Source organism: Methylobacterium ajmalii, from assembly GCF_036448855.1.
Taxonomy (GTDB): domain Bacteria; phylum Pseudomonadota; class Alphaproteobacteria; order Rhizobiales; family Beijerinckiaceae; genus Methylobacterium; species Methylobacterium ajmalii.
On the sequence record NZ_JAZFXT010000026.1, the window covers coordinates 64,106 to 87,853 of the forward strand.

Annotated in this window: 23 protein-coding genes; 15 read left to right on the plus strand and 8 right to left on the minus strand. The window is 73.2% G+C overall.

Annotated elements, in window-relative coordinates; translation table 11 throughout:
* Window positions 1–57: 57 nt before the first annotated feature.
* Window positions 58–2,907 (plus strand): aminomethyl-transferring glycine dehydrogenase, encoded by a 2,850-nt coding sequence (gene gcvP, locus V3T34_RS11930; RefSeq protein WP_305078924.1) that lies wholly within the window; start codon window positions 58–60, stop codon window positions 2,905–2,907.
* A 234-nt stretch (window positions 2,908–3,141) separates the two neighbouring features.
* Window positions 3,142–3,906: a methyltransferase type 11 gene (locus tag V3T34_RS11935; protein WP_305078923.1), complete on the plus strand. Its 765-nt coding sequence runs from the start codon at window positions 3,142–3,144 to the stop codon at window positions 3,904–3,906.
* Window positions 3,907–3,973: 67 nt separating this feature from the next.
* On the opposite strand, the gene dnaQ is transcribed toward V3T34_RS11935, so the two are convergent.
* From dnaQ to V3T34_RS11960, 5 genes are all read right to left on the minus strand, one after another.
* On the minus strand, window positions 3,974–4,687 hold the full coding sequence (gene dnaQ, locus V3T34_RS11940; RefSeq protein WP_305078922.1) for a DNA polymerase III subunit epsilon: 714 nt from the start codon (window positions 4,685–4,687) through the stop codon (window positions 3,974–3,976).
* A 48-nt stretch (window positions 4,688–4,735) separates the two neighbouring features.
* Window positions 4,736–5,341 (minus strand): dephospho-CoA kinase, encoded by a 606-nt coding sequence (gene coaE, locus V3T34_RS11945; protein ID WP_305078921.1) that lies wholly within the window; start codon window positions 5,339–5,341, stop codon window positions 4,736–4,738.
* Entirely contained in the window at window positions 5,338–6,201 is an 864-nt protein-coding gene (locus tag V3T34_RS11950) for a shikimate dehydrogenase (RefSeq protein WP_305078920.1), read from the minus strand. The genes coaE and V3T34_RS11950 overlap by 4 nt, the downstream gene beginning before the upstream one ends.
* A 243-nt stretch (window positions 6,202–6,444) precedes the next feature.
* Window positions 6,445–7,065, minus strand: a complete 621-nt coding sequence (locus V3T34_RS11955) for a Maf family protein (protein ID WP_331369183.1) — start codon at window positions 7,063–7,065, stop codon at window positions 6,445–6,447.
* A 4-nt stretch (window positions 7,066–7,069) separates the two neighbouring features.
* A complete protein-coding gene (locus V3T34_RS11960) occupies window positions 7,070–7,900 on the minus strand; it encodes a pyruvate, water dikinase regulatory protein (RefSeq protein ID WP_060845278.1) in 831 nt (276 codons plus the stop codon).
* A 531-nt stretch (window positions 7,901–8,431) separates the two neighbouring features.
* On the opposite strand from V3T34_RS11960, the gene hemE reads away from it, so the two are divergent.
* The 4 genes from hemE to V3T34_RS11980 all read left to right on the plus strand — a co-directional run bounded on the left by hemE (window position 8,432) and on the right by V3T34_RS11980 (window position 11,959).
* A complete protein-coding gene (gene hemE, locus V3T34_RS11965; RefSeq protein WP_305076546.1) occupies window positions 8,432–9,520 on the plus strand; it encodes a uroporphyrinogen decarboxylase in 1,089 nt (362 codons plus the stop codon).
* Between the two features lie 326 nt (window positions 9,521–9,846).
* Window positions 9,847–10,269: a protoporphyrinogen oxidase HemJ gene (gene hemJ, locus V3T34_RS11970; protein WP_091750351.1), complete on the plus strand. Its 423-nt coding sequence runs from the start codon at window positions 9,847–9,849 to the stop codon at window positions 10,267–10,269.
* 11 nt (window positions 10,270–10,280) lie between these two features.
* Window positions 10,281–11,171 carry an alpha/beta fold hydrolase gene (locus V3T34_RS11975; RefSeq protein WP_175539865.1) on the plus strand — a complete coding sequence of 297 codons (891 nt, stop codon included), beginning with the start codon at window positions 10,281–10,283 and terminating at the stop codon, window positions 11,169–11,171.
* The gene (locus V3T34_RS11980; protein ID WP_305076545.1) at window positions 11,168–11,959 is read left to right on the plus strand and encodes an acid phosphatase; all 792 of its coding nucleotides are present in this window, start codon (window positions 11,168–11,170) and stop codon (window positions 11,957–11,959) included. Before V3T34_RS11975 ends, V3T34_RS11980 begins: the two co-directional genes overlap by 4 nt.
* Before the next feature lie 139 nt (window positions 11,960–12,098).
* On the opposite strand, the gene V3T34_RS11985 is transcribed toward V3T34_RS11980, so the two are convergent.
* The gene (locus V3T34_RS11985) at window positions 12,099–12,839 is read right to left on the minus strand and encodes a TerC family protein (RefSeq protein WP_305076544.1); all 741 of its coding nucleotides are present in this window, start codon (window positions 12,837–12,839) and stop codon (window positions 12,099–12,101) included.
* Window positions 12,840–12,852: 13 nt separating this feature from the next.
* A complete protein-coding gene (locus tag V3T34_RS11990) occupies window positions 12,853–13,773 on the minus strand; it encodes a lipid kinase (protein ID WP_091882850.1) in 921 nt (306 codons plus the stop codon).
* A gap of 433 nt (window positions 13,774–14,206) precedes the next feature.
* On the opposite strand from V3T34_RS11990, the gene V3T34_RS11995 reads away from it, so the two are divergent.
* The 9 genes from V3T34_RS11995 to V3T34_RS12035 all read left to right on the plus strand — a co-directional run bounded on the left by V3T34_RS11995 (window position 14,207) and on the right by V3T34_RS12035 (window position 22,907).
* Window positions 14,207–14,995 carry a hypothetical protein gene (locus V3T34_RS11995; protein ID WP_091882853.1) on the plus strand — a complete coding sequence of 263 codons (789 nt, stop codon included), beginning with the start codon at window positions 14,207–14,209 and terminating at the stop codon, window positions 14,993–14,995.
* Between the two features lie 188 nt (window positions 14,996–15,183).
* Window positions 15,184–16,350, plus strand: a complete 1,167-nt coding sequence (locus V3T34_RS12000) for a thermonuclease family protein (protein ID WP_305076543.1) — start codon at window positions 15,184–15,186, stop codon at window positions 16,348–16,350.
* A gap of 232 nt (window positions 16,351–16,582) precedes the next feature.
* Window positions 16,583–17,548 carry an AAA family ATPase gene (locus V3T34_RS12005; protein ID WP_407942696.1) on the plus strand — a complete coding sequence of 322 codons (966 nt, stop codon included), beginning with the start codon at window positions 16,583–16,585 and terminating at the stop codon, window positions 17,546–17,548.
* Between the two features lie 83 nt (window positions 17,549–17,631).
* Window positions 17,632–18,501 carry a DUF58 domain-containing protein gene (locus V3T34_RS12010; RefSeq protein ID WP_305076557.1) on the plus strand — a complete coding sequence of 290 codons (870 nt, stop codon included), beginning with the start codon at window positions 17,632–17,634 and terminating at the stop codon, window positions 18,499–18,501.
* Window positions 18,488–18,922, plus strand: a complete 435-nt coding sequence (locus V3T34_RS12015) for a DUF4381 family protein (protein WP_060845288.1) — start codon at window positions 18,488–18,490, stop codon at window positions 18,920–18,922. The genes V3T34_RS12010 and V3T34_RS12015 overlap by 14 nt, the downstream gene beginning before the upstream one ends.
* Before the next feature lie 5 nt (window positions 18,923–18,927).
* On the plus strand, window positions 18,928–19,896 hold the full coding sequence (locus tag V3T34_RS12020; RefSeq protein ID WP_305076542.1) for a VWA domain-containing protein: 969 nt from the start codon (window positions 18,928–18,930) through the stop codon (window positions 19,894–19,896).
* Window positions 19,897–19,906: 10 nt separating this feature from the next.
* Window positions 19,907–20,827, plus strand: coding sequence for a vWA domain-containing protein (locus V3T34_RS12025; RefSeq protein ID WP_331369184.1), 921 nt, complete (start codon window positions 19,907–19,909; stop codon window positions 20,825–20,827).
* Window positions 20,827–21,651: a tetratricopeptide repeat protein gene (locus V3T34_RS12030; protein ID WP_305076540.1), complete on the plus strand. Its 825-nt coding sequence runs from the start codon at window positions 20,827–20,829 to the stop codon at window positions 21,649–21,651. Before V3T34_RS12025 ends, V3T34_RS12030 begins: the two co-directional genes overlap by 1 nt.
* Window positions 21,645–22,907: a hypothetical protein gene (locus tag V3T34_RS12035; protein ID WP_407942697.1), complete on the plus strand. Its 1,263-nt coding sequence runs from the start codon at window positions 21,645–21,647 to the stop codon at window positions 22,905–22,907. Before V3T34_RS12030 ends, V3T34_RS12035 begins: the two co-directional genes overlap by 7 nt.
* Here the strand turns inward: V3T34_RS12035 and V3T34_RS12040 are convergent.
* Complete coding sequence (locus V3T34_RS12040; RefSeq protein WP_305076539.1) at window positions 22,895–23,743, minus strand: hypothetical protein; 849 nt, start codon at window positions 23,741–23,743, stop codon at window positions 22,895–22,897. The two genes, V3T34_RS12035 and V3T34_RS12040, sit on opposite strands and share 13 nt — an antisense overlap.
* Window positions 23,744–23,748 lie beyond the last annotated feature (5 nt).

Genomic DNA, 23,748 nt, shown 5'->3' on the forward strand with positions numbered 1-23,748 from the left:
GGCTCCGCCTTCGCATCCCGAGCCGCCCCACGCGGCTCCGATCAGGGCGCGCCTCCCATGCCGATGGACAAGTACGATCCCTACGACTTCGCCAACCGCCGCCATATCGGCCCGTCGGTCGACGAGATCGCCCGCATGCTGGAGGTGGTCGGTGCGGACAGCCTCGACGCCCTGATCGACGAGACCCTGCCGGCCGGCATCCGCCAGAGAGAAGCCACCGAGTTCGGCGCCGCCCTGTCGGAGCGCCGGGCGATCGAGCGCCTGCGCGCCACCGCCAACAAGAACAGGCTGCTGACCTCGCTGATCGGCCAGGGCTACCACGGCACCACGATGCCGCCGGCAATCCAGCGCAACATCTTCGAGAACCCGGCCTGGTACACGGCCTACTCGCCCTACCAGCCCGAGATCAGCCAGGGCCGGCTCGAAGCCCTGCTCAACTTCCAGACCTGCGTCGGCGACCTGACCGGGCTCGACATCGCCAACGCCTCGCTCCTCGACGAGGCGACGGCCGCCGCCGAGGCGATGGGCATGGCGCGCCGGATCGCGACCGCCAAACCTGACATCTTCTTCGTCGACGCGCAGTGCCTGCCGCAGACCATCGCGGTGCTGAAGACCCGGGCCGAGCCGTTCGGCTGGCGCATCGTCGTCGGCGATCCCTTCACCGACCTCGATCCCGCTTCCGTGTTCGGCGCGATCGTCCAGTATCCGGGCGTCGAGGGCGCGGCCCACGACTTCACCGACGTATTCGCAAAGCTCCATGAATTCGGCGCCATCGCCGTGGTGGCGGCCGATCCCCTGGCTCTGACGGTGCTCAAACCCCCGGGCGAGATGGGGGCCGACATCGCGGTCGGCTCGATGCAGCGCTTCGGCGTGCCGATGGGCTATGGCGGGCCGCACGCCGCCTACATGGCGACGCGGGACGCCCACAAGCGGGCGCTCCCCGGGCGCATCGTCGGCGTCTCGGTCGATTCCCGCGGCAACCGCGCCTACCGGCTCTCGCTCCAGACCCGCGAGCAGCACATCCGGCGCGAGAAGGCGACCTCGAACATCTGCACCAGCCAGGTGCTGCTGGCGGTCATCGCCTCGATGTACGCGGTGTTCCACGGGCCGCGCGGGCTCAAGGCGATCGCGATGCGCATCCACCGCGACGCGACCCGGCTCGCCGCGGGGCTGAACCAGCTCGGCTTCGAGACCCATCCCGACGCGTTCTTCGACACGATCACCGTCACGGTCGGGCCGTTCCAGGGCGTGATCCTCAAGAACGCCGTCGCCAACGGGATCAACCTGCGGAAAGTCGGCAACGACCGCATCGGCATCACGGTCGACGAGCGCACGAGGCCCGACATCATCGAGGCGGTGTGGCGCGCCTTCGGCGGCGACAGCCTGGCTTACGACGAATCCTGGCCCGAGCCGCGCCTGCCGGCGGATCTCGTCCGCACCTCGGAGTACCTGACCCACCCGATCTTCCACATGAACCGGGCCGAGAGCGAGATGACGCGCTACATGCGCCGCCTCGCCGACCGCGACCTCGCCCTCGACCGGGCGATGATCCCGCTGGGCTCCTGCACGATGAAGCTCAACGCGACCGCCGAGATGCTGCCGATCTCGTGGCCGGAATTCTCGGAGCTTCATCCCTTCGCGCCGAAGGACCAGGCCGAGGGCTATGCCGAGATGATCCAGGATCTCTCGCAGAAGCTCGCCGACATCACCGGCTACGCGGCGATCTCGATGCAGCCGAATTCCGGCGCGCAGGGCGAGTATGCCGGCCTGCTCGCGATCCGCGCCTACCACCTGTCGCGCGGGGAGGGGCACCGGACGATCTGCCTGATCCCGTCCTCGGCCCACGGCACCAACCCGGCCTCCGCCCAGATGTGCGGCATGACCGTCGTGGTGGTCGGCGCCGACCGCAACGGCAACGTCGACGTGGCCGATTTTCGCGCCAAGGCCGAGAAGCTCGGAGATAACCTCGCCGCCTGCATGATCACCTACCCGTCCACCCACGGGGTGTTCGAGGAGGCGGTGCGGGAGATCTGCGACATCACCCACGCCCATGGGGCCCAAGTCTATCTCGACGGTGCCAACCTCAACGCGCTGGTCGGCCTCGCCCAGCCCGGCGACATCGGGGCGGATGTCAGCCACATCAACCTGCACAAGACCTTCTGCATCCCGCATGGCGGCGGCGGGCCCGGCATGGGGCCTATCGGCGTCAAGGCGCACCTGATCCCGTTCCTGCCCGGCCACGTCGAGACCGACGGGCGCGAATTCTCGGTCTCGGCCGCGCCCTACGGGTCGGCGGCGATCCTGCCGATCTCCTGGAGCTACTGCCTGCTGATGGGCGGGCGGGGGCTGACGCAGGCCACCCGCATCGCGACCCTCAACGCCAACTACATCGCGAAGCGCCTCGTCGGGGCCTACGAGGTTCTCTACATCGGCACCCACGGCCGGGTGGCGCACGAGTGCATCATCGACGCCCGCCCGCTGATGAAGAGCGCAGGGATCAGCGTCGAGGACATCGCCAAGCGGCTGATCGATTGCGGCTTCCACCCGCCGACGATGAGCTGGCCGGTGGCCGGCACGCTGATGATCGAGCCGACCGAGTCCGAGACCAAGGGCGAGATCGACCGCTTCTGCGACGCCATGCTGGCGATCCGTGAGGAAATCCGGGCGATCGAGGAGGGCCGGATGGACCGGGCCGACAACCCGCTCAAGAACGCGCCCCACACGGTCGAGGACCTGATCGGCCCCTGGGAACGGCCCTATTCCCGCGAGGCCGCCTGCTTCCCGGCCGGCGCCTTCCGGGTCGACAAGTACTGGCCGCCGGTCAACCGGGTGGACAATGCCTATGGCGACCGCAACCTGGTCTGCGCGTGCCCGCCGGTGGAGAGCTACGTCAAGGCGGCGGAGTAGCCGCCTCTACGCGGTCAGGCCGTAGAGTCCGGCCGAGGGATTCTGCCGGGTTGCGCCGGGACCAGGCTGGGTATGAGTGCATCGCGGGATCACGAGCTCACGTCGATTGTCATTCTGCTGGGGATCGAGCGCATTCGCCGAATGCCTGGTTCCACACCGGCTTTGTCCTCCTGCTCCGGATCTGCCAAATTCGGATTCGAAATTGATTTTTTTTAGCTGTGGGACGATTTTTCGATGCACGATACAGCCTACGAGATCGGCGGAGCGTTCATTCGAACATATGTCAAAAATCATCCATGCATAATTGTTGAAATTGGTAGTATGGATGTAAATGGAACATTGCGTGATCATGTTGAAAAAACAGATACTTACATCGGAATGGATGTTGAACACGGAAAAGGCGTCGATCTGATGATCGATCCTCTGAAGCCTCTACCAATAAGAGACAGCTTTTCCGACATCACTTTGTCGAGTTCGCAGATGGAGCACGACAAGTTTTTCTGGAAAACATTTTTAGAGTTAGTCAGAATTACGAAAAATGGCGGTTATATATACGTTAGTGCCCCGTCGAATGGCAAATATCATTCATACCCGATCGACTGCTGGCGCTTCTACCCTGAAGCTGGCCTCGCTCTCGCAGAATGGGCGACGGTCAACGGCTTTCAGTGCACGCTCATCGAGAGTTTCACGGCTGGTCGGATGAGCGACGACTGGAACGACTACGTCGGGATCTTCCAAAAATGTTTGCCGGAGGAGGCCAGTCCGGCCGGCTTCATCTCCGATCATTTCAAATCGTATAATGTCAGAAAATTCGGATCCAACAATGTCACCAACTTCAGCGAGCCGACGGAAGATTTCATACTGCTGACCGAAGTTCGGCAACGTGTGACGGCGCAGCAGAACGAGATTCGCGCGTTAACCGAGAAGATCCAAGCCCTTGAGCACGAACTGAGGACGGCAAAGGCGCAGGATGGGGCCGGACGCGAAGCCACCGAGTAGGATCGATCACGCGCCGGGACGGGTGCCGCGCCCTCAGCGCGCGGATCGCCCTTCCCGATTTCGGAATTCAATCCACCTCCCCCAGGTACTCCCGCCAGATCGCCTTCTCGCCCATGCCCGCCGTGAAGGCCGCATGCGCGGCCAGCTCGGCCTCGGTGAGGCGGCTGCGGGTCGGGCGCGGGCCGTGCTCGACGGGGGCGGCGCGCAGGGACGGGCCGGCCGGGCCGGCATTGCCCTCCACCGTCAGCCCGAGCGTTGTCTGCTTGCCGCCGAGCAACTCGATATAGACCTCGGCGAGGATCTGCGAATCGAGGAGCGCGCCGTGCTTGGTGCGGCGGGAATTGTCGATGCCGTAGCGCGAGCACAGCGCATCGAGGTTGTTGGCCGCGCCCGGATGCTTGCGGCGGGCGAGCGCCAGGGTGTCGACGACGCTCGCCAGCTCGATCGGCGGCGGCGCCTTGTCGCCCAGCCGAGCGTATTCGGCGTTGAGGAAGCCGACGTCGAAGGCGGCGTTGTGGATCACGAGCGTCGCGTCGCCGCAGAACTCCAGGAAGTCGGGCAGGATCTGCGCGAAGAGCGGCTTGTCGGAGAGGAACGCGTCCGAGAGGCCGTGGACCCGGAACGCGCCCTCCGACACCGCCCGCTGCGGGTTGATGTAGCGATGGAACTCGCGCCCCGACGGGATGTGGTTGAGGAGCTCGATGCAGCCGATCTCGATCAGCCGGTCGGTCTTGGCCTCGGTGCCGGTGGTCTCGGTGTCGAGGACGATCTCGCGCAGCATCGTGCGGTTCCCCTGTGAGCTGGTTTCGACCGGTGTAGCGAGGAAGCGTTAACCGGCCCGCCGCGCCGCCGCGGCGGCGATCACCGCGTCCACCTGCGCCTCGGCGTGGGGGAAGCCGCGGTCGGTCTCGATCAGGTAGTCGGCGCGCCGGCGCTTCTCGGCGTCGGGCATCTGCTTGGCGAGGATCTGCGCGAAGGCCGCCTCGGTCATGCCGGGGCGGGCCAGCACCCGGGCGCGCTGCACCTCGGCGGGGGCGGTGACCACCGCGACGGCGTCGCAATGGCGCTCGCCGCCGGTCTCGAACAGGAGCGGCACGTCGAGCACCACGAGGGGCGCCGCCGCGTGCGCGGCGAGAAACACGTCCCGGGCCGCGCCCACCAGGGGGTGGACCAGGGATTCGAGGTGGCGCAGGCGCTGGGCATCGCCCAGCACGGCGTCGCGCAACGCCGCGCGATCGACCGCCCCATCGGCGCCGAGCGTCCCGGGGAACGCATCGCCGATCGCGGCGGCGGCGGCCCCGCCCGGTCCGTAGAGGGCGTGCACGCAGGCATCGGCGTCGTGGACCGGCACGCCGCGCGCGCGGAACATCGCCGCGGTGGCGCTCTTGCCCATCCCGATCGAGCCGGTGAGGCCGAGGACGAAGGGCCGGCTCATCCGTGGCTCTCCAGATCGGCGACGATGCGGGCGCGCAGGGCGGGAGTCACGCAAGGCGTCGCGCCGAACCAGTGGCGAAAGCCCGGCACCGCCTGGTGCAGCAGCATGCCGAGCCCGTCGACCGCCGGCAGCCCGCGGGCCCGGGCGGCGGCGAGCAGCGGGGTCTCCAACGGCACGTAGACGATGTCGGACACCGCGGCCTGTGCCGGCAGCGGTGCGAGGTCGAGGACGAGCGGATCCTGCCCGGCCATGCCGAGCGCCGTGGTGTTGATGAGGAGCCCGGTCTCCGGGAGCAGCGACGGTACCGCATCCCAGGACGACGCCGTGATCCGGGCCGGATCGAGGGCGGTCAGGCCCTCGGCCCGCTCGGCGCTGCGATTGGCGACGATCAGCCGGTCGAGGCCGCGTTCGAGGAGCCCGACCAGGATGGCCCGGGCCGCCCCGCCGGCGCCGAGCACCAGGGCGGCGCGCCCGTTCGCGACGCCCGTCGCCTCCGGCCAGCCGGCACCCAGGCTGGCATCGAGATGGGCGAGGAAGCCCGGCGCGTCGGTGTTGTCGCCGTGGAGGCGCCCGTCCTCGAACCACAGGGTGTTGACGGCGCCGATCCGCCCGGCCCGGGGCGTCAGTTCCTCGGCGAGGCGGAAGGCCGCCTCCTTGTGCGGGATCGTGACGTTGCCGCCGACGAAGCCTGCCGCGTGCAGGGACCGGACGAAGTCCAGAAAGGCATCGGGATGGACGTCGACGCGCTCGTAGGTGCCGGGCAAGCCGTGCTCGGCGAGCCAGTGGGCGTGGATCAGCGGCGAGCGGGAATGGGCGATCGGGTGGCCCACCACGAAGGCTCGGGGGTGCGGGGTCGTCATCGCGACATCAGTCTCAGGCGGTTCGAGTGCTTTTCGAGATTGGTCCAATCCTCAACCTCATCCTGAGGTGTTAGCCGATTGAAAATCGGCTGACCTCGAAGGAGGGCTCCAGGGATCGCAGAGCCTTCTGGAACCCTCCTTCGAGGTCAGTCCATCATTGATGGACTGACACCTCAGGATGAGGTCGCGGGTGGGATGAAGGGAACAGGCGTCACGCTACTGCCCTGCCTCCGACATGTGTCCTCAGAACGCCAGCAATCCCCGCCCCCGCAACCGCGCGAGCAGCGGCAGCAGCGGCAGGCCCAGGATGGTCGAGTGGTCGCCCTCGATGCGGTCGAACAGGTGGATGCCGACGCCCTCGAGCTGGTAGGCGCCGACGCTGCCGGTCACCGAAGGCCCGGCGGCGTCGAGGTAGGCTTTGATCCCTGCCTCGTCGAGCGGCCGCATCGCGAGCCGCGCGGTGACGACGAAGACCTCGGCCACCGCGCCGTCGACCGCGAGCGCCACGGCGGAGTGGAGCGCGTGGGTGCGCCCCTGCAGCCGCGCGAGATGGGCGGCGGCGCCCGCCCGGTCGGCGGGCTTGTGGAAGACCGTGCCGTCGAGGTCGAGCACCTGGTCGGCGCCGACCACCACCCGGCCGGGCGACGGGCCCGCGACCGCCTCCGCCTTGGCGGCGGCCAGGCGCTCGGCGAGGTTTTCGGGCGAGAGACCGGCGGCCTGCGCCTCGACGGCGCGCTCGTCGACGCCCGGGGCCCGGGTCTCCACGGTCAACCCGGCGGATTCGAGCAGCGCGCGCCGGGTCGGGCTGGTCGAGGCGAGGAGGAGCGGCGCGGGCCCGCGCCAGAGCGAGGAAGCGTGCGGCATCGGATCAGTCGGCGATGAACTTGAGCCGGTGCTCGCGGTAGTAGTCGACGATCGCCGCGGCGGTCTCCTCGATCGAGCGCCGGGTGACGTCGATCACCGGCCAGCGGTTGCGGGCGAAGAGCCGGCGCGAGGAGGCGATCTCGTTCGCCACCGCGTCGCGGTCGACGTAGGAGGAGGAATCGTCGGCCTTGAGGCTGAGCAGGCGGTTCTGGCGGATCTGGACGATCCGCTCCGGCGAGGCGATCAGCCCGACGATGAGCGGCTGGCGCAGGGTCTCGAGGATCGCCGGCGGCGGCACGCCCGGGATGAGCGGGATGTTGGTGGTCTTCAAGCCCCGGTTGGCGAGGTAGATCGCCGTCGGCGTCTTCGAGGTGCGGCTGACCCCGAGCAGGATCACGTCCGCCTCGTTGAGGTCGTGCGGCAGGTTGCCGTCGTCGTGGGCGAGCGTGAAGTTCATCGCGTCGATGCGCTTGAAGTACTCCGCGTTCAGCATGTGCTGCGCGCCCGGCCGCGCCGTCGAGTGGGTGCCGAGATAGGATTGCAGCAGCTGGTGCACCGGCTCCAGCACCGAGAGCAGCGGCGAGCCGGTGGCCCGGCAGGCCTCCTCCAGCCGCTCGGTGAGCTCGCGCCCGACCAGGGTGTAGAGCACGATACCGGGGGCCTGCTCGATCTCGTTGATCACCCGCTCGAGCTGGGTGCCCGAGCGCACCAGGGGGTAGACGTGCTCGATCGCCGAAACCCCCTCGTACTGCGCGGCGGCCGCGCGGCCGACATTGATCAGGGTCTCGCCGGTGGAATCCGACACGAGGTGGAGGTGGAAGTAGCTGCGGACCACGCGGGCTCCCCGGGCTCGCCGCGGGCGCGGCAGACACCAAGACTCCGAGGCTCGGTGCGTCGTCCACCGATCAGCCACGCGGAGTCGATGAGTGTGGATAAAGCGCCGACGAAGCGAGGTCCAGGCAGGAGGCCTGTGGGTTAACGGCCTCGCGCCTCAACAGGCCGGGCGTTAACACTCGTGGCGGACCGCCCGTGGGAGAATCCGGGACGTGGACCCGACGATCCGGGTCCGACGGGGGTCAAACCCCTCGTGACTCTCGCGATCCTTCGACAATGGAGTAAATCTGTTAAAGGCCTCTTAACGCACCGGCGGTGGGGACGGGCTGTGGACGGGGCTGGAGCCCCGCGATGCCTGCCCCCAATAGAAAAAACAGATTCCTAGAATCTCTCTTTTCTTTTCAGAGGCCTGGGTGGGGATGGGCATCGCCCGGGGTCGCGACGACGCGTCGGGCTGGCGCCGGAGTGCGGTTCTCGGCATAGGGAAACCGGCCGCCGGCGTGGCGGCAGACGGTTTTCGGGGGGACGGAGAATGAGCGGGACCGCGGGAGCCGGGAAGGAAGCCGCCGAGCGGCCGATCCTGCGGGTGCTCGACGGCGAGGCGCTGTCGCCCCCGCCGGCCTGGATGATGCGCCAGGCCGGGCGCTACCTGCCGGAATACCGGGCGGTGCGGGCCGAGGCCGGCTCCTTCCTCGACCTCTGCTACAACCCCGACTTCGCCACCGAGGTCACGCTGCAGCCGATCCGCCGCTTCGGCTTCGAGGCGTCGATCCTGTTCTCCGACATCCTGGTGGTGCCCCACGCGCTCGGCCAGGACGTGCGCTTCGTGGAGGGGGAAGGTCCCCGCCTCGACCCGATGGCCGGCCGGACCGAGTTCGACGCGCTGATCGAGGCGGGCGACCCGCGGATCATGCGCCACCTGGCGCCCGTCTTCGAGACCGTCGGCCGCCTGCGGGCGGAGCTGCCGTCCGAGACGACGCTGCTCGGGTTCTGCGGCGCGCCCTGGACCGTGGCGAGCTACATGATCGGCGGGTGCGGCACGCCGGACCTGGCGCCCGCCCGCGCCCTCGCCGCCCGCGACCCCGCCCTCCTCGACGCCCTGATCGACCGGCTGGTCGCGGTCTCGACCGAGTACCTCGTGCGCCAGTTCGAGGCCGGCGCCGACGCGGTGCAGATCTTCGAGAGCCATGCCGGCAGCCTGCCGGACGTGCCGGCGGGCGAGGCGGGCGACGCGCTGTCGCGCTGGAGCTTCCGGCCGATCGCCCGGATCGTGTCCGGCATCCGCGCCCGGGTGCCGGGCGCCCGGATCATCGTCTTCGCCCGCGGCTCCGGGCTCGACGGCCACGCCCGGGTGGCGGACGAGACCGGCGCCGACGCGGTCGGGGTCGATTGGGCGGTGGATCTGAAGGCTCTGCGGGCCCGCCTGCCGGCCCGCGTCGTCACGCAGGGCAATCTCCACCCCGAGACCCTGATCGCCGGCGGCGCGGCGCTCGACGCCGCCGTGGACGCCATCCTGGAGGCCACCGCCGGCACGCCCCACATCTTCAACCTCGGCCACGGCATCACCCCGCAGACGCCGATCCCCCATGTCGAGCGGATGCTGGCGCGGTTGCGGCGGTGAGGGGACGTCGCACCACGCACGCTCCTGCCCCTTCTCATCCGCAACCTCATCCCGAGGCGCGACCGAAGGGAGCCTCGAAGGAGGTCTCCAGCTCGCTCGGAGGCTTCTGGAGCATTTTCCGACGAAGTGGATGCCGGTTCGTCGAAAGAAAATGCGGCAAAATCAAAGACGTAGAGAGCTTCGCGATCGCAGCGCGATCGTGGGGCGCTCCAGAGCCCTCCTTCGAGGTCAGTCGATCAAAGATCGACTGACACCTCAGGATGAGGTCGAGGGTAGGATGAAATGAACAAAGCGGTCAAACATCCCCTGACAGGAACCACCCCACCGTGTATCTCTGGATCAAGGCCGCCCACATCGTCTCGCTCATCGCCTGGATGGCGGCGATGCTCTACCTGCCGCGGCTGTTCGTCTATCACGCCGCGCTGCCGGCAGGCTCGGCGACGGCCGAGACCTTCAAGGTGATGGAGCGGCGCCTCGCCAAGGCGATCATGCTGCCGGGCATGATCGCCACCTGGATCTTCGGCATCGCCCTCATGGTGATGAGCGAGGCCTATACCCAGGGCTGGATGCACGCCAAGCTCGCCCTGGTGCTGGCGATGAGCGGCATCCACGGCTGGCTGTCGCGGATGGTCAAGGACTTCGCCGCCGACCGGAACGTTCGCAGCCCCAAATTCTACCGGGTGCTCAACGAGGTGCCGACGCTCCTGCTGATCCTGATCGTGATCCTGGTGGTGGTGAAGCCGTTCTGAGGGAGCCCGTGATGGCCGGCATCGAGACGCAGACCCTCTCCTTCACCCTGGCCGGGCGCGCCCTGACCCTGCCGGTGGACCGGATCGGCGAGGGACCGCCGGCCCTGCTGCTGCCGGCCCTGTCCTCGATCTCGACCCGCGAGGAGATGCGGCCCCTGGCGACGCGGCTGTCCACCCGCCACGCTTGCCTGGTGCCGGACTGGCCCGGCTTCGGCGCGCAACCGCGTGCCCGGGTGCCGCTCGCGCCCGACACGCTGCACGCCTTCCTCGACGCGCTCCTGGCGCCGCATGGCGGCGCATGGCAAGCGCCCGGCCCCTACGCGCTCGGGATCGCGGCCGGCCACGCCGCCGGCTACCTTCTCGCCGCGGCCGCCCGGCATCCGGGCGCCTTTTCCCGGCTGGTCCTGGTGGCGCCGACCTGGCGCGGCCCGCTGCCGACCGCGATGGGCGAGGAGCGCCGGCCGCTCTTCGGGCGCCTGCGCCGCGCCGTCGAGGCGCCGTTCGTCGGCAACCTGCTCTACCGGATCAACGTCAGCACCCCGATCGTGTCGCGGATGATGCAGGCCCACGTCTATGCCGATCGGGCCCGGGTCACCCCGGCGCTGCTGGCCGAGAAGCGGCGGGTGACGCACCAGCCCCGCGCCCGCTTCGGCACCGCCGCCTTCGTCACCGGCGGCCTCGATCCGGTGCGGACCCGCGCCGAGTTCCACGCCCTGTTCGGCCCCGGCCTGCCGCCGGTGACGATGCTCCACCCCAGGGGCGCGCCGCGCCGCTCGGGCGCCGAGATGACGGCGCTCGCCGAGGCCGGCCTCGTGCGCAGCGTCGCGATCCCTGGCGCGCTCGCCGCCCACGAGGAATGCCCCGAGGCGGTCGCGGCCGCGATCCTCGGCGCCGCGGCGTGAGGACGGGGCGGGCGCTCCTCGCGGGGGTGCGCCTCCTCTCCGCGGCGCTTGTGCTCTCTGCCGCGGCGCTCGCCCCGGCCGCGGCCGAGCCTGCGCTGCGGCCCTACCTCGCCGACGGCGCCCTCGACGCCGCGGCGATCCTGCCACCGCCGCCGAAGCCCGGCAGCGCCGCGCACGCCGCCGACGCGGCGACCTACGCCGCGACCCGGGCGCTCGCCGGCACCCCGCGCTGGGCGCTTGCCACCGCCGACATCCCCTCGGGCATCGCCGCGCTCCTCGGCCACTTCTCCTGCCCCGCCGGCCGCCGCCTCGACCCCGCCCGGCTGCCGGTTCTGGCCGGTCTCCTCGCCCGTGTCCGCCGCGACGTGGTGACGGTGGTGCGCGACGCCAAGGCGCATTTCGCCCGCCTGCGGCCGCATCTCGGCAACGACGCGCTCCTCTGCGGCCCGCGCAGCCGGGCCCTCGACGAGAGCCTCGCCTACCCGTCCGGCCACGCCACCGAGGGCTGGACCTTCGGCCTCGTGCTGGCCGCCCTGATGCCGGAGCGCGCCGCCCCGGTCCTGGCCCGCGCCCGGGTCTACGGCGAGAGCCGGATCGTCTGCGGGGTGCATTGGGCGAGCGACGTCGAGGCCGGGCGCCTCGCCGGCAGCGCCCTGTTCGCGGCGCTGATCGGCGATGCGGCGTTCCGGGTCGACCTCGAGCGGGCCCGGGCCGAATTCGCCGACGCGGCGACGATCCCACCCGATCCGGCCGTCTGCGCCCGCGAGGACGCAGCGTCGTCTCCCTGACGCCGGGCCCACCTTCCCGCGGGCGTCCTTCGGGCCGGGGAGCGCGCCGTCGGCCACGACGCCGGATCCTCCCGAACGAGAACAGCCCCCGACCGGGTGACGGTCGGGGGCTGTTCTCGCAGCAACGTTCAGGGGCGCGTCACGCCGCGTTGCGCTTCCCCTTCCGCGCCCGCCGGCCGAGGATGTTCAGCGCCTCGACGCCGGCCGAGAAGGCCATGGCGGTGTAGACGTAGCCCTTCGGCACGTGGGCCCCGAAGCCTTCCGCGATCAGCGTCATGCCGATCATGATCAGGAAGCCCAGCGCCAGCATCACCACCGTCGGGTTGGCGGCGATGAAGCGCGACAGGGGATCGGCGGCCACCAGCATCACGGTCACCGCGGCGAGAACCGCGATCACCATGATCGGCACGTGCTCGGTCATGCCGACCGCCGTGATGATGCTGTCGATCGAGAACACGAGGTCGAGGATCAGGATCTGGCCGATCGCCGCGGCGTAGCCGAGCGAGGCGCCCCCACCGGTCTTCTCCGCCGGATCGGGATCGAGGCTGTGGTGGATCTCCTTGGTGGCCTTCCAGAGCAGGAACAGGCCGCCGGCGATCAGGATCATGTCGCGCCAGGACAGGCCCTTGCCGAAGATCTCGAACACCGGCTGGGTCAGGTGGACGATGTAGGCGACGGTGCCGAGCAGGGCGAGGCGCAGGATCAGCGCGAGCCCGATGCCGATACGCCGGGCCCGCGACTGCTGCGCCACCGGCAGCTTGTTGGTGATGATCGAGATGAAGATCAGGTTGTCGATGCCGAGCACGACCTCCATGACGACGAGGGTCGCGAGGGCGGCCCAGGCCGTCGGGTCGGCGGCGAGCTGAATGAGGGACTCCACGGCGAGATCCTCTCTACGGGAAGATCGAGGGTCGGCCCGTCGGCGCCGCGGGCGGCGGGGCGTGGACCTGGACGGCTTGTCGCAGCACCCGCACGTGGGCGGGGGTGTAGGTCGTCAATTCGCCGTCGGTGTTGACCGGGCGCGGCTTCTTGGTGCGCAGCACCACCTCGGTGGTCTGGAAGGCCCGCACGTCGGCGGCTTTCCCTTGCGTGCCCCGGCGCAGGGCCGGCAGCAGGGCCAGCAGCCGCCACCAATGGGCGACCTCGAGGCTGTAGAAGTTGAGCAGGCCGTCGTCGACGGTGGCGTTCTCCTCCACCGTCATGCCGCCGCCGTAGTGGCGGCCGTTGCCGACCGAGACCTGGATCGTGCGCACGGTCTCCACCGTGCCGTCGTGCTCGATATAGACCGTGAACGGCCGCGAACGGCGCAGCAGCCGGAACGCCGCGACCGCATAGCCGACGGTGCCGAGGCGGCGCTTGAGGTCGGCCGTCAGCTCGCCGGCGAGATCGGCCGAGAAGCCGATGCTGGCGACGTTGAAGAAGTAGTGGCCGTTGACGCAGCCGAGGTCGATCGGCCGGGCCGGCACGGACGCGATCACCTCCGCGGCCTCCAGCGGGTCGGCCGGCAGGCCGAGGCTGCGGGCGAGGTCGTTGGCGGTGCCGAGCGGCAGGATGCCGAGCGGCAGCTGCGCCTCCGTGAGCGCCTGAGCGGCGGCGTTGAGGGTGCCGTCGCCTCCCCCCAGGATCACCATGTCGCAGGTGGCCGCGTGGGCGTGGATCAGCGCCTTGCAGTCGGTCTCGCCCGGCGGCGGATCCACCGGCTCGATGCCGCCGCGGCGCAGCACGCCCTTGACGGCCTCGAGGTCCAGCCCGCCGTTGCGGGCCTTCTTGTTGACGACGAGCAGGGCCCGCCGGGTCGCCTCAGCGCCGGACATCGGCGCCTCCCGCGACGGGACGGGAATGGACGGGGGGAACGACGCGCACGAGTGCGGGCCCTCCAGTGCGATCGTGCCGCGTCAGCACAAAGGCAGAGAAGGGGTCCGACATCGCGGTCGACGCCTCGAACCGCCAGAGGGGCCCGGACCCGGGGAGCCCTTCAGGTGGGGTCGCGGCCGCGCTCGGCAAGGGCTACGTGCTCGCAAGGGCTGCGCGCTCGCACGGGCGCCGCAGGCTCGGCGAACGGGCCGCCGGGCCGGGAGGAGCCGCCCTTCGCGCGGGACGCCGGCCCGATCCGCGGTGGGCCCGGGACCCGCGCGGGGATGTGGGCAGCGTGGGTAGCGGGGAGGGCGCAGCGTCCGCAATGGAACCGTAACCGCGGCGACGAACGTTCACCGTTCTGAACCTGGTCCTCCCCCCGGTGCCGCCCCCATGCTCGGTCCCTTCCGGCCTCTCCCCACCCGTCCCGCGGCCGCCCTGCTCGGGCTCGGCGCGAGCCTCCTGATCGTGCCCGCCGCCCTGGCGCAGGGCTGGGTCGATCCGCCCGCCCGCGCCGGCGTGGCGCCCGCCCCCGCGCCGAAGGTCGAGCCCGGCCCCCGGGTCGAGGCGCCGCCCGCCAAGGTCCAGGCCAAGTCCCAGCCGACCGCCCCGCGCCGGCTCGCCGAGGAGGCCCACCGGCCGGCCCGCAGCGGGCTCCACGCGGCCACCGAGGCCAGGCGCGCGGCGCGTCTCGCCCGGACCGAGCGGCCGCTGCCGGTGCAGATTCCCGCGCCCGCCCCGGTCGCCGTCTCGGACGGCCAGATGCGCGACTGGGCGGTGGCCTCGCAGCGCCTCGCGCGCGACTACCTGGCGTCGATCTCGGGGCCCAACGGCACGACGCTCGCGGACGCGCCGGGCTTCTACGGCAATCAGGTCGTCTTCCACGGCCGCACGATGAGCGTGGCGAGCCTGATGTCCGAGAAGCGCCGCTTCGTGCAGCGCTGGCCGGAGCGGCGCTACCGGCCGCGGCCGGATTCCCTGCGCACCGCCTGCAGCGCCGGCCTCGCCCTGTGCCAGGTGCGGGCCACGGTCGACTTCTCGGCCTTCAGCCCCGCCCGCGGCGTGCGCTCGCAGGGCACCGTCGACCTCGAGCTCGCCGTCAGCCTGGCGGGCGGCCGGCCGGTGATCGTGTCGGAGAACAGCAGGGTCGTGCGCCGCGAGGCCGTGGCGAGCCGCGACTGAGCGCATCTCGCGACCTCCCGGTCACCGCCGCTGCCCGTCGGGGCGGCGGCCCGACGGGCGTCGCGGGCGAGACATCAAGCGCGGCCGCCCTGTGACAGGACGCCGTTCGGCACCTACATGTGGGGCGGCCCGGACGACGGGTGCGGCTCGGGACCCCCGCTGCCGGGACGATGGGACGTGATGCGGACATGACCACGCGTGAGCAGTTGCAGGCGCTGATCCGGGCGGAAATCGACCGTCAGCGTCCCGTCGCGGTGGCCCGTCGCACCCTCGAGCTCCTGGTCGAAGCGGCGATCCGGCGCCTCGACGCCCCGCCCGGCTACCAGGTCGTCGACCGCGACGGGCGCCCGCGCACCCGGACCACGGCCGGCGAGGTGCAGCCCCTGACCCTCGGCGACCTCGTCGACGAGCTGCGCCGCCAGCACCCGACCCTCTTCCTGCCTCCCGCCGCGCCCGGCCCCTCCGCCTCGGCGCCGGCCGCGCGGGACTGGATCGTCGTCGATCCCGCGCCCCGGCCGGGCACGCCCGCCCCCGCCCGGCCCGACCGGACGGCGCGGCTGAAGGAGACCGTCCGGGGTCTCGGGGCGCGCCTGCGCCGTCCGCCCCCGGAGCCCGCACCGCCCGAGGCGGCCGCGCTCCCGGTCGCCCCGCCCCCGCCGGGCGCGGGGCTGAAGCCCGGTCTCGCGCGGCGCCAGCCGGTGCCCGGCCGGGGGCCGGCCCGGCGCCCGCTCTACGCCGCCCTCGGGGCGCTCGTGCTGCTCGGCGGCGCCTACGCGGCGTTGCGCAATCCCGAGCCGGCCGCCGACCGGGCCGCGATCGCCCAGGCACAGGGACAGGCCGCGACCCGCACGGCCGAGGCCAGGCCGCCGGCGCGACCCGACGAGCCCAGGGGCGCCGACAGGACGGTCGCCGACAAGGCCGCCGAGACGAAGCCCGCGGAAGCCAAACCGTCCGAGAAGGCGGGAGAGCCCAAATCCGCCGAGGCGCGGCCCGGCGGCAAGCGCGAGCCGGTCGAGACCGGCGCGGTGACGGACGGCGGCCCGGTCGCCGGCGTCGCCGAGGTGGTCGACACCGCGACCCTGCGCCTCGGCGGCCGGACCTTGCGCCTCTCCGGCGTCGAGGCCGCCCGGGGCGCCCAGGCGAGCGACCTCTCGGGCTACCTCGCCGGTCGTCCGGTCAACTGCCAGCCCAACCCGGGCCGTACCGCCTGGATCTGCACGGTCGACGGCCACGACCTCTCGGAGGTGGTGCTCTACAACGGCGGCGGCCGCGCCACCCCCGAGGCGACGGCGGACCTCGTCGACGCCGAGCGCCACGCCCGCACGGCCCGGCTCGGCATCTGGGCGAGGCCCTGAGGCGGGCCCCCGTAAGCGGGATCGGCGCCCCCTCCGCCCGGGTCCCCGGTCTTACCGCGGACTTAAGAACACGTCGCCACCCTTCTCCACGGGATTGACGCATCCGCCGAGACGCGGCCTGATCGGCACAAGGCCGGGCCATCGAAGCACCGGCGCGGCGGAGGGGACGCAGCGGATGGCGCGAGGCGCTGAGCAGGCGGTGGCGCGGGGAACCGTCGGGGCAATGCCCCCGATGCCCGATGATGCGGGGCGCGCGCGGCTCCACGCTCTCCGGACCGGCCTGGAGGCGGGCCTGATCGGCTCGACCGGCCTCGTCGAGCGGCTGCTGATCGGGCTCCTCACCGGCGGCCACCTCTTGATCGAGGGCGCGCCGGGCCTCGCCAAGACCCGGGCGGTCAAGCGCCTCGCCGACGGGCTCGACACGGGTTTCGCCCGCATCCAGTGCACCCCCGACCTGATGCCCGCGGACCTCACCGGCACCACGGTCTGGCGGCCCGACGGCGGGCGGTTCGAGTTCCTGGCCGGCCCCCTGTTCCACTCCCTGGTCCTCGTCGACGAGGTCAACCGCGCGCCTCCCAAGGTGCAGTCGGCACTGCTCGAGGCGATGGCCGAGCGCCAGGTCACGGTGGCGGGTACCACCCACGCCCTGCCCGATCCCTTCATGGTGGTGGCGACCCAGAACCCGATCGAGCATGCCGGCACCTTTCCGCTTCCTGAAGCGCAGCTCGACCGGTTCCTGCTCCACGTCGTGGTCGAGATGCCGGACGAGGCGTCCGAGCGCCGCATCCTCGACCTCGTCGAGGGCGAGCTGACCGAGGACGTCGCGCCGATGCCGGTGCGGCTCACCGCTGAGGAGCTGCGCGCCGCCCGCGCGGCCGCGCTCAAGACCCACGTCTCGCCGGCGCTCAAGGACTTCCTCGTCCGCCTCGTCGCCGCCACCCGGGGCGGGCCGGCGGCGGCGGATCTGCGCGGCGCCATCGAGCACCCGGTCTCGCCCCGCGGCACCCTGGCGCTGATGCTCGCCGGCAAGGCCCGGGCCTACCTGCACGGGCGCGACCACGTCACCCCGGACGACGTCGTGGCGCTCGCTCCCGATGCGCTCGCCCACCGCCTCGCCCTCACCTGGCGGGCCGCCGCCGAGGGCCAGACCACCCGGGCCCTCGTCGCCGCCCTGCTCGACCGGGTGCACCCGCTCTGAGGATCGTCCCGACCGTGGCACGGCCGCTTCCCGGTTCCGACCCGCTGAAGGCCCCGGGCATCGCCCTCGAGGCCGCCGCCCTGATGGGCCTGCGCCACCTCGCCCGCCGCGGCGCCGGCACGGCGACCCGGGTCCGCGCGGGCCTGCCCGGCGGCCTCGTCACCCGGCGGCGCGGGCGCGGCACCGAGCCCGACGACGTGCGCCCCTTCGCCGAGGGCGACGACGTGCGCCACATCGACCGCAACGTCACCGCCCGCACCGGCTCGCTCCATGTCCGCACCCACCACGAGGAGCGCGACCGCGCCGTGGTGCTGGTGGCGGATTTCCGGCCCTCGATGCTGGTCGGCACCCGCCGGGCCCTGCGCTCGGTCGCCGCCGCCGAGGCGCTGGCACTGCTCGGCTGGCGCATCGTCGGCGATGGCGGCCGGGTCGGGCTCTGCGTCGTGGCCCCCGAGCCCGCCGCCCTGCCGCCCGCCGGCGGCGGGCGCGGCATGGCGGCCCTGTGCCAGGCCCTGGCGCGGGCCCACGAGAGTGCGCTCCTCGGCCCGCCGGACCCCGATCCGCCGCTCGGGCCCGTGCTGGAGCGGGCCCGCGCCCTGCTGCCGGCGGGCGGGCACCTCGTGCTGGCGAGCGCCCTCGACGCGCCGGGCGAGGGTTTCGCCGAGGCGGTGGCGGTCCTGGCCGAGCGCATCTCGGTGAGCCTGATCCTGGTGAGCGACCCGTTCGAGCGCGCGGCCCCGCCCGGCCTCTATCCCTACGCCACCCCGGACGGCCGGCGCGGCACCGCGCGGCCCGCCAAGGAGCCGGTAAGGGGGCCGGCCAGGGCACGGCCGGCGCCGGAGGAGCGCGTCGCGCCCTATACCCGCCTCGGCGTCGCGACCCTGCGGGTCGATTCCGAGATGGGGCCTGAGGGCGTCGCGCCCCTGATGGAGCGGCTCGATGCCGTGCTGTGAGGTTCCCCCCGGTGCGCTCTCCGCCCTGCGCGGCCTGCACCTGCCGCCCGATCCCGGGCTGGTCCGGCCCGGGGTGCTGGCGGCGGTCGTGGCCGGCCTCGTGCTCGCCGGTCTCGTCGCCTGGCTGTGGCCGCGCTGGCGCGCCCGCCCGGTGCGGCGCGCGGCGCTCGCCGAGCTTGCCGCCGCCCGCGCCCTGCCGCCCGCCGAGCGCCGCCTCGCCCTGGCCCGCCTCAGCCGGCGGCTCGCCCGCAGCCTCGGGGTCGAGGGGCCGGCGGGGCTCGACGCCGCCCTGCGCACCGACTTCTTCGGTCGCGGCCCCGGCCGGGTCCTGACCGAGGCCCTCTACGCCCCGGGGCCGGTGCCGGACCTGTCGGCCGCCGAGGCCGGGCTCGCCCGCCTCGTCGCCGGCCTGCGGGCCTGACGGCGATGGCCGGCCTCGCCTCCCTCGACTTCGCGGCGCCGCTCGCCGCCCTGCTGCTGCCGCTGCCGCTTCTGGCAGCCCGCTTCCTGCCGCCGCGGCCGGGGGGCAGCGGGGCGCTCGCCGTTCCCGCCTCCCTGGTCGCCGGGCTCGACCGCGGCGGGCCGCTCACCGTCGGGGTGCGGGGCCGCGCGGCGCTGACCTGGCTCCTCTGGGTGGCGCTCGTCGCCGCCCTCGCCGGTCCGCGGCTGGTCCTGCCCGGCGCGGCGTTGCCGGCCTCGGGGCGCGACATCGTGCTCGCCCTCGATCTCTCGGGCAGCATGGAGCGGATCGACTTCGCCCTCGACGGGCGCACCTCCTCGCGTCTCGCCGCGGTCAAGCGCGTCGGCGCCGACTTCATCCGTCGCCGGACCGGCGACCGGGTCGGCCTCGTGATCTTCGCCGACCAGGCCGACGTCGCCGCCGCCCCGACCTTCGACACCAAGGCCGTCGCCCGGGCGCTGGAAGAGGCGCAGATCGGCCTCGTCGGCCGCTCGACCGGCATCGGCGACGGGCTCGGCCTCGCCCTGAAGCGCCTGGAGGCCCTGCCGGGTCCCTCCAAGGTGGTGGTGCTGCTCTCGGACGGCGCCAACAATGCCGGCCAGACCACCCCGCGGGACGTGGCCGTGCTCGCCCGCGAGCTCGGCGTGCGGGTCCACACCATCGCGCTCGGGCCCCGCGACCTCGCGGACGCGAACGGCGAGCAGGACGTGGTCGATTCGGACGCCCTGCGCGACGTCGCGACGACGAGCGGCGGCCGCTTCTTCCGGGTGCGCACCACCGACGACCTCGCCGGGGTGGCCGACAGCATCGATGCCCTCGAAGGCGGCCGCGACCGGGCCCCGCCGGTGCCGCTGCGCCGCGACCTTTGGCCCTGGCCCGGCGCCGCGGCCCTGCTCGCGGCGCTCGCCCTGCTGCTGACCCGGAGGGCGGCGTGAGGACGTGTCCATGACCGAAGCCGTCACGCTCCTGCGCCCGTGGTGGCTCCTCGCCCTGCCGCTCCTCGGGTTGCTCGCCTGGCGCGCCGCCCACCGCTCGGCGCCGCTCGGCGACTGGGTCCGGGCGGTCGAGCCGCACCTGATGGCGGCGCTCGCGGCCCGCGGGGCGGTGCGGCCGGGGCGCCGGGGCGGGCAGGTTCTTCTCGTCTCGGCCGGCGCCCTCCTGGCGCTCGGCCTCGCCGGCCCGGCGCTGGAGCGGCGCGACGTGGCGGGCTTCCGCAACCTCGACGCCACGATCCTGTGCCTCGACCTGTCGCGCTCGGTCGCCGAGGGCGGGCGACTCGGCGAGATGCGGGTGCTGGCCCAGGCGCTCGCCGAGGCCGCCGGCACCCGCTCGGTCGCCCTCGTCGCCTATGCGGGCGACGCCTACCTGGCGGCGACGCCGACCACCGACCGCGATTCCCTCGGCACGATCCTGTTCGCCCTCGACGGCGCCACGGTGCCGGACCGCGGCAGCCACCCGGCCCGGGCACTCGCGCTCGCCCGCCGGACGCTGGCCGAGGGCGCGGTGGTGACCGGCGACGTGGTGCTGGTGAGCGACGGCGGCGGCCTCGACGAGGCCGCGACGCGCGAGGTCGCCGCACTCGCCGCGGACGGCCACCGGCTCCACACCGTGCTGGTGACCGATCCCGCCCTGCCGCCCGACGCGCCGCGGCCGGACGGCGCCGGGATGGCCCGCCTCGCCACGCTCGGCGGCGGCAGCGCCGGCAGCCTCGACGCCCCGGCTCCCGTGCTGGCGGCAATCTCCGAGACGCTCGCCCGCCACCTCGCCGAGGGCGGCTACGCGGTGCTGGCCTGGCGCGACCTCGGCCGCTGGCTCGCCGGCCTCGCCCTGCTGCCGGTCCTGCTGCTGTTTCGGCGGAGCGCCTGATGCGGATCGCGCTTCTCGCCGCCGGCGGCCTCGCCCTCATCGGACTCGCGGTCGAGCCCGCGGCGCTGGCCCGCCTCCTGCTGGGTGCCGGGATGCCGGGCCTCGCCGCCGCGATCAGCGACGATCCGGCCTGGCGCGGCACCGCCCTCTACGCCGCCGGCCGCTACGCCGAGGCCGCCGAGGCCTTCGCGGGCTCGCCCTACAACCGCGGCAACGCGCTGGCGCTCGCCGGCGACCTCAAGGGCGCGATGGCCGCCTACGACGCGGCGCTCGTCCGCGACCCGTCCGACGAGGACGCCAAGGCCAACCGCGAGCTGATGGCGCGCCTCCTCGACACGCCCGACGCTCCCGGCGGGCGCACCGCCGGCGAGGCCAACGCCCAGGCCGACGCGACGACCCGCTACGCCACCAAGACCGAATCCGACGCCAACGACGCCGGCACCGCCTCGACCGGCGAAGGGCTGGCGGGCCACCGCGAGGCCTCCTCGGCGGCGGACTCGCCCGGCAATTCCAAGGCCGCCCGTACCGGCAAGGCCGAGCAGCGGGCGGTCGATCCCGGCCGCGGCCAGGCCCGCGGCTCGGCCAGCGACGCCGAGGGCGGCGGACGCCAGGGCGGCGGCAATGCCAGCGTGTCCGAGGTGGTGGAGCGCGAGGTGCGCCGGGTCTCGAAGAGCTTCGAGGCCCGGGAGATCCGCCCCGACCGGCACTGGCTCGCGACCCTGCCGGACGATCCCGGCCGCTTCGTCCGCTTGCGCATCCTCGCCGAGCAGACCCGCCGGCGCGCCGACGGCACCGCCGTGCAGCCCGGGAGCAACCCATGGTGACGCCATCCATGGTGAGGGGAAGCGTACTCGCGCTGGCGCTCACCGCTCCCGTGCTCCTTGCCGCGCCCGCCCGGGCGCTGGAGGACGGCGACCTCACCCTCACGGTCACGGCCGAGACCCCGGGCTCGGCCGAGCCCTATCCGCGCGAGATGGTGCTCCTGCGCATCCACGGGGTCTACCGGGCCCAGATCGCGCTCGAGGAGCTGCGCCAGCCGAGCCTGCCGCATTTCGGCTGGACCCAGCTCGGCCGCGACCGCTGGTCCCGCACGACGATCCAGGGCCAGGAGGCGCGCAGCTTCGAGCGGGTCGTCGCGGTGTTTCCGCAAGGGCCCGGCCGCTTCACGGTCGATCCCTTCGTCCATCGCCTGACGCTCGTCGACAACGGCGAGCGCCGGGTGGTCGAGGTCCGCTCCCCTCCCCTGCCGATCGCGGTCGCGGCCTGGCAGGGCCCGGGCGGGCCCGACGCGGCCGAGCCCTGGTGGCTGCCGGCCCGGGACCTGACCGTGACCGACGCCTGGGAGCCCGAGCCCGAGACCCTGAAGCTCGGCGAGCCGGCGCGCCGCACCGTGACGCTGGAGGCGAGCGGCCTCACCGCCGACGCCCTGCCGCCGCGGCCGGTTCTGCGCACCCGCGGCGTCCTCACCTTCGCCGGCCCGGTCGAGCGGCAGACCCGCATCACCCCGGCGGGTCCCGTCGCCCGCGTGACCTATCGCTGGGACGTGCGCCCCGGCGTGCCCGAGCCGATCACGCTCTCGGCCATCACCATCCCGTGGTTCGACACCAAGGCGCGGGTGATGCGCGAGGCCGAGATCCCGGCCCGCATCATCGGCGGCCGGACCGCAGCCGTGGAGGCGGGCCCGCCCCCCGCCCCGGCCTCGCCCTGGCGGGCGCTCGCCGCCGGGCTCGCCGCGTTCGGCGTCGGCCTCGGTGCCTGGCGGACGTTTCGCCGCCGCGAGGCGCCGGCGGCGCCCGCCCTGCGGGCGCTGGCCCGGGCCGGCCGGCGGCGCGACCCGCGGGCCTTCCATGCGGCCATCAGCGAGGCCGCCCGCCGCGATCCGGCGCGCGCCGCCCTCTGGCGGGCCGATCCCGGCACCGGTCCGCGTCTCGCCGCCCTCGATGCGGCCCTGTTCGGCGACGGCCGTGACGCGGTGCCGGATCTCGCCGGCCTCGCCCGCGCCCTCGCGCGCCTGCACCCGCCCGACACCGTGCCGGACGCCCTCGCGCCCCTCGACGGCCCGGTGCGTCACGCCGGCTGAGGCACGCTACCGGCCTCGGCCGCGACGAGGCGCGCCCGGGTGGCGTGGAAGGCGGTGCCGGCCGCGGCGAAAAAGCCGGCCGGAAGCGCGCCGTAGCGCGACAGCCGCGCCTCGACCGTGCTCCAGCCGACCGCCTCGGCGAGTGCGAAGGCGCGCAGGCCCTTCTCGATCCGCTCGTCGGTGTCGGCGAAATCGGCGAAGTGCAGCGTGTCCCGGCGCGGCATGTAGGCGAAGCGGATCGCGGGGCGCAGCGCCAGGCGCCGTACCGGCTCCCAGGCGAAGCCCGCCGCCGCCGCCGCGACCGCCGGGGCCACCACCATGCGCTGTTCCCAGCGGAAGAACGCCTCGAACAGGTGCGCCCGCTCGTCCGGGCCGAGCGCCGTCATCCGCAGCCCGGCATGGTGGCAGCGGTTGAGCGCGTCGAGGAGCACCGGATCGACATGGGCCTCGGCGCCGGCCCGCTCGCCGTGGGCCAGGGTGAAGCGGTAGCTCGCATAGACCTCGACGAAGACCCGCCGGTTGATCGCTCGAAACGCCTCCGCGAAACCCGCGAGGCCGGCGAGCCGGGCCCGGCGCAGGGCCGGCCGGTGCAGGGCGCCGAGCGAGAGCGCCGCGCCGGCCCGGGCGCCCCAGGCGAAGTAGCCCCGGGCCCAGAGCGCGCCGTGCGCGGCGAGCAGCGGGAAGGCGTGGTGCCCGCCGGAGTGGCGGAAGAGGTGGTGGTAGGCCAGGGCCCGCTGGGCGAGGTCGCCCGTGCCCCCGGCCAGGATCTCCGCCTCGCGGCGCGCCGCGGCGTAGTCCCGCGCGAGCCCGCCCGCCCCGACACCCGACCCCGCCATCGCCG

Excerpts from the sequence above, each read along its gene's own strand:
- coaE (WP_305078921.1), bottom strand. The coding sequence starts at position 5,341 with ATGAGCCGGCCCTTCGTCCTCGGCCTCACCGGCTCGATCGGGATGGGC.
- gcvP (WP_305078924.1), top strand. The coding sequence starts at position 58 with ATGCCGATGGACAAGTACGATCCCTACGACTTCGCCAACCGCCGCCAT.
- V3T34_RS12010 (WP_305076557.1), top strand. The coding sequence starts at position 17,632 with ATGGGCCTGCGCCACCTCGCCCGCCGCGGCGCCGGCACGGCGACCCGG.
- V3T34_RS12015 (WP_060845288.1), top strand. The coding sequence starts at position 18,488 with ATGCCGTGCTGTGAGGTTCCCCCCGGTGCGCTCTCCGCCCTGCGCGGC.
- V3T34_RS12030 (WP_305076540.1), top strand. The coding sequence starts at position 20,827 with ATGCGGATCGCGCTTCTCGCCGCCGGCGGCCTCGCCCTCATCGGACTC.
- V3T34_RS11975 (WP_175539865.1), top strand. The coding sequence starts at position 10,281 with ATGGCCGGCATCGAGACGCAGACCCTCTCCTTCACCCTGGCCGGGCGC.
- V3T34_RS12040 (WP_305076539.1), bottom strand. The coding sequence starts at position 23,743 with ATGGCGGGGTCGGGTGTCGGGGCGGGCGGGCTCGCGCGGGACTACGCC.
- V3T34_RS12035 (WP_407942697.1), top strand. The coding sequence starts at position 21,645 with ATGGTGACGCCATCCATGGTGAGGGGAAGCGTACTCGCGCTGGCGCTC.
- V3T34_RS11950 (WP_305078920.1), bottom strand. The coding sequence starts at position 6,201 with ATGACGACCCCGCACCCCCGAGCCTTCGTGGTGGGCCACCCGATCGCC.
- V3T34_RS11955 (WP_331369183.1), bottom strand. The coding sequence starts at position 7,065 with ATGCCGCACGCTTCCTCGCTCTGGCGCGGGCCCGCGCCGCTCCTCCTC.
- V3T34_RS12000 (WP_305076543.1), top strand. The coding sequence starts at position 15,184 with ATGACCACGCGTGAGCAGTTGCAGGCGCTGATCCGGGCGGAAATCGAC.
- V3T34_RS11990 (WP_091882850.1), bottom strand. The coding sequence starts at position 13,773 with ATGTCCGGCGCTGAGGCGACCCGGCGGGCCCTGCTCGTCGTCAACAAG.
- V3T34_RS12025 (WP_331369184.1), top strand. The coding sequence starts at position 19,907 with ATGACCGAAGCCGTCACGCTCCTGCGCCCGTGGTGGCTCCTCGCCCTG.
- V3T34_RS12005 (WP_407942696.1), top strand. The coding sequence starts at position 16,583 with ATGCCCGATGATGCGGGGCGCGCGCGGCTCCACGCTCTCCGGACCGGC.
- V3T34_RS12020 (WP_305076542.1), top strand. The coding sequence starts at position 18,928 with ATGGCCGGCCTCGCCTCCCTCGACTTCGCGGCGCCGCTCGCCGCCCTG.
- dnaQ (WP_305078922.1), bottom strand. The coding sequence starts at position 4,687 with ATGCTGCGCGAGATCGTCCTCGACACCGAGACCACCGGCACCGAGGCC.
- V3T34_RS11995 (WP_091882853.1), top strand. The coding sequence starts at position 14,207 with ATGCTCGGTCCCTTCCGGCCTCTCCCCACCCGTCCCGCGGCCGCCCTG.
- V3T34_RS11935 (WP_305078923.1), top strand. The coding sequence starts at position 3,142 with ATGCACGATACAGCCTACGAGATCGGCGGAGCGTTCATTCGAACATAT.
- hemE (WP_305076546.1), top strand. The coding sequence starts at position 8,432 with ATGAGCGGGACCGCGGGAGCCGGGAAGGAAGCCGCCGAGCGGCCGATC.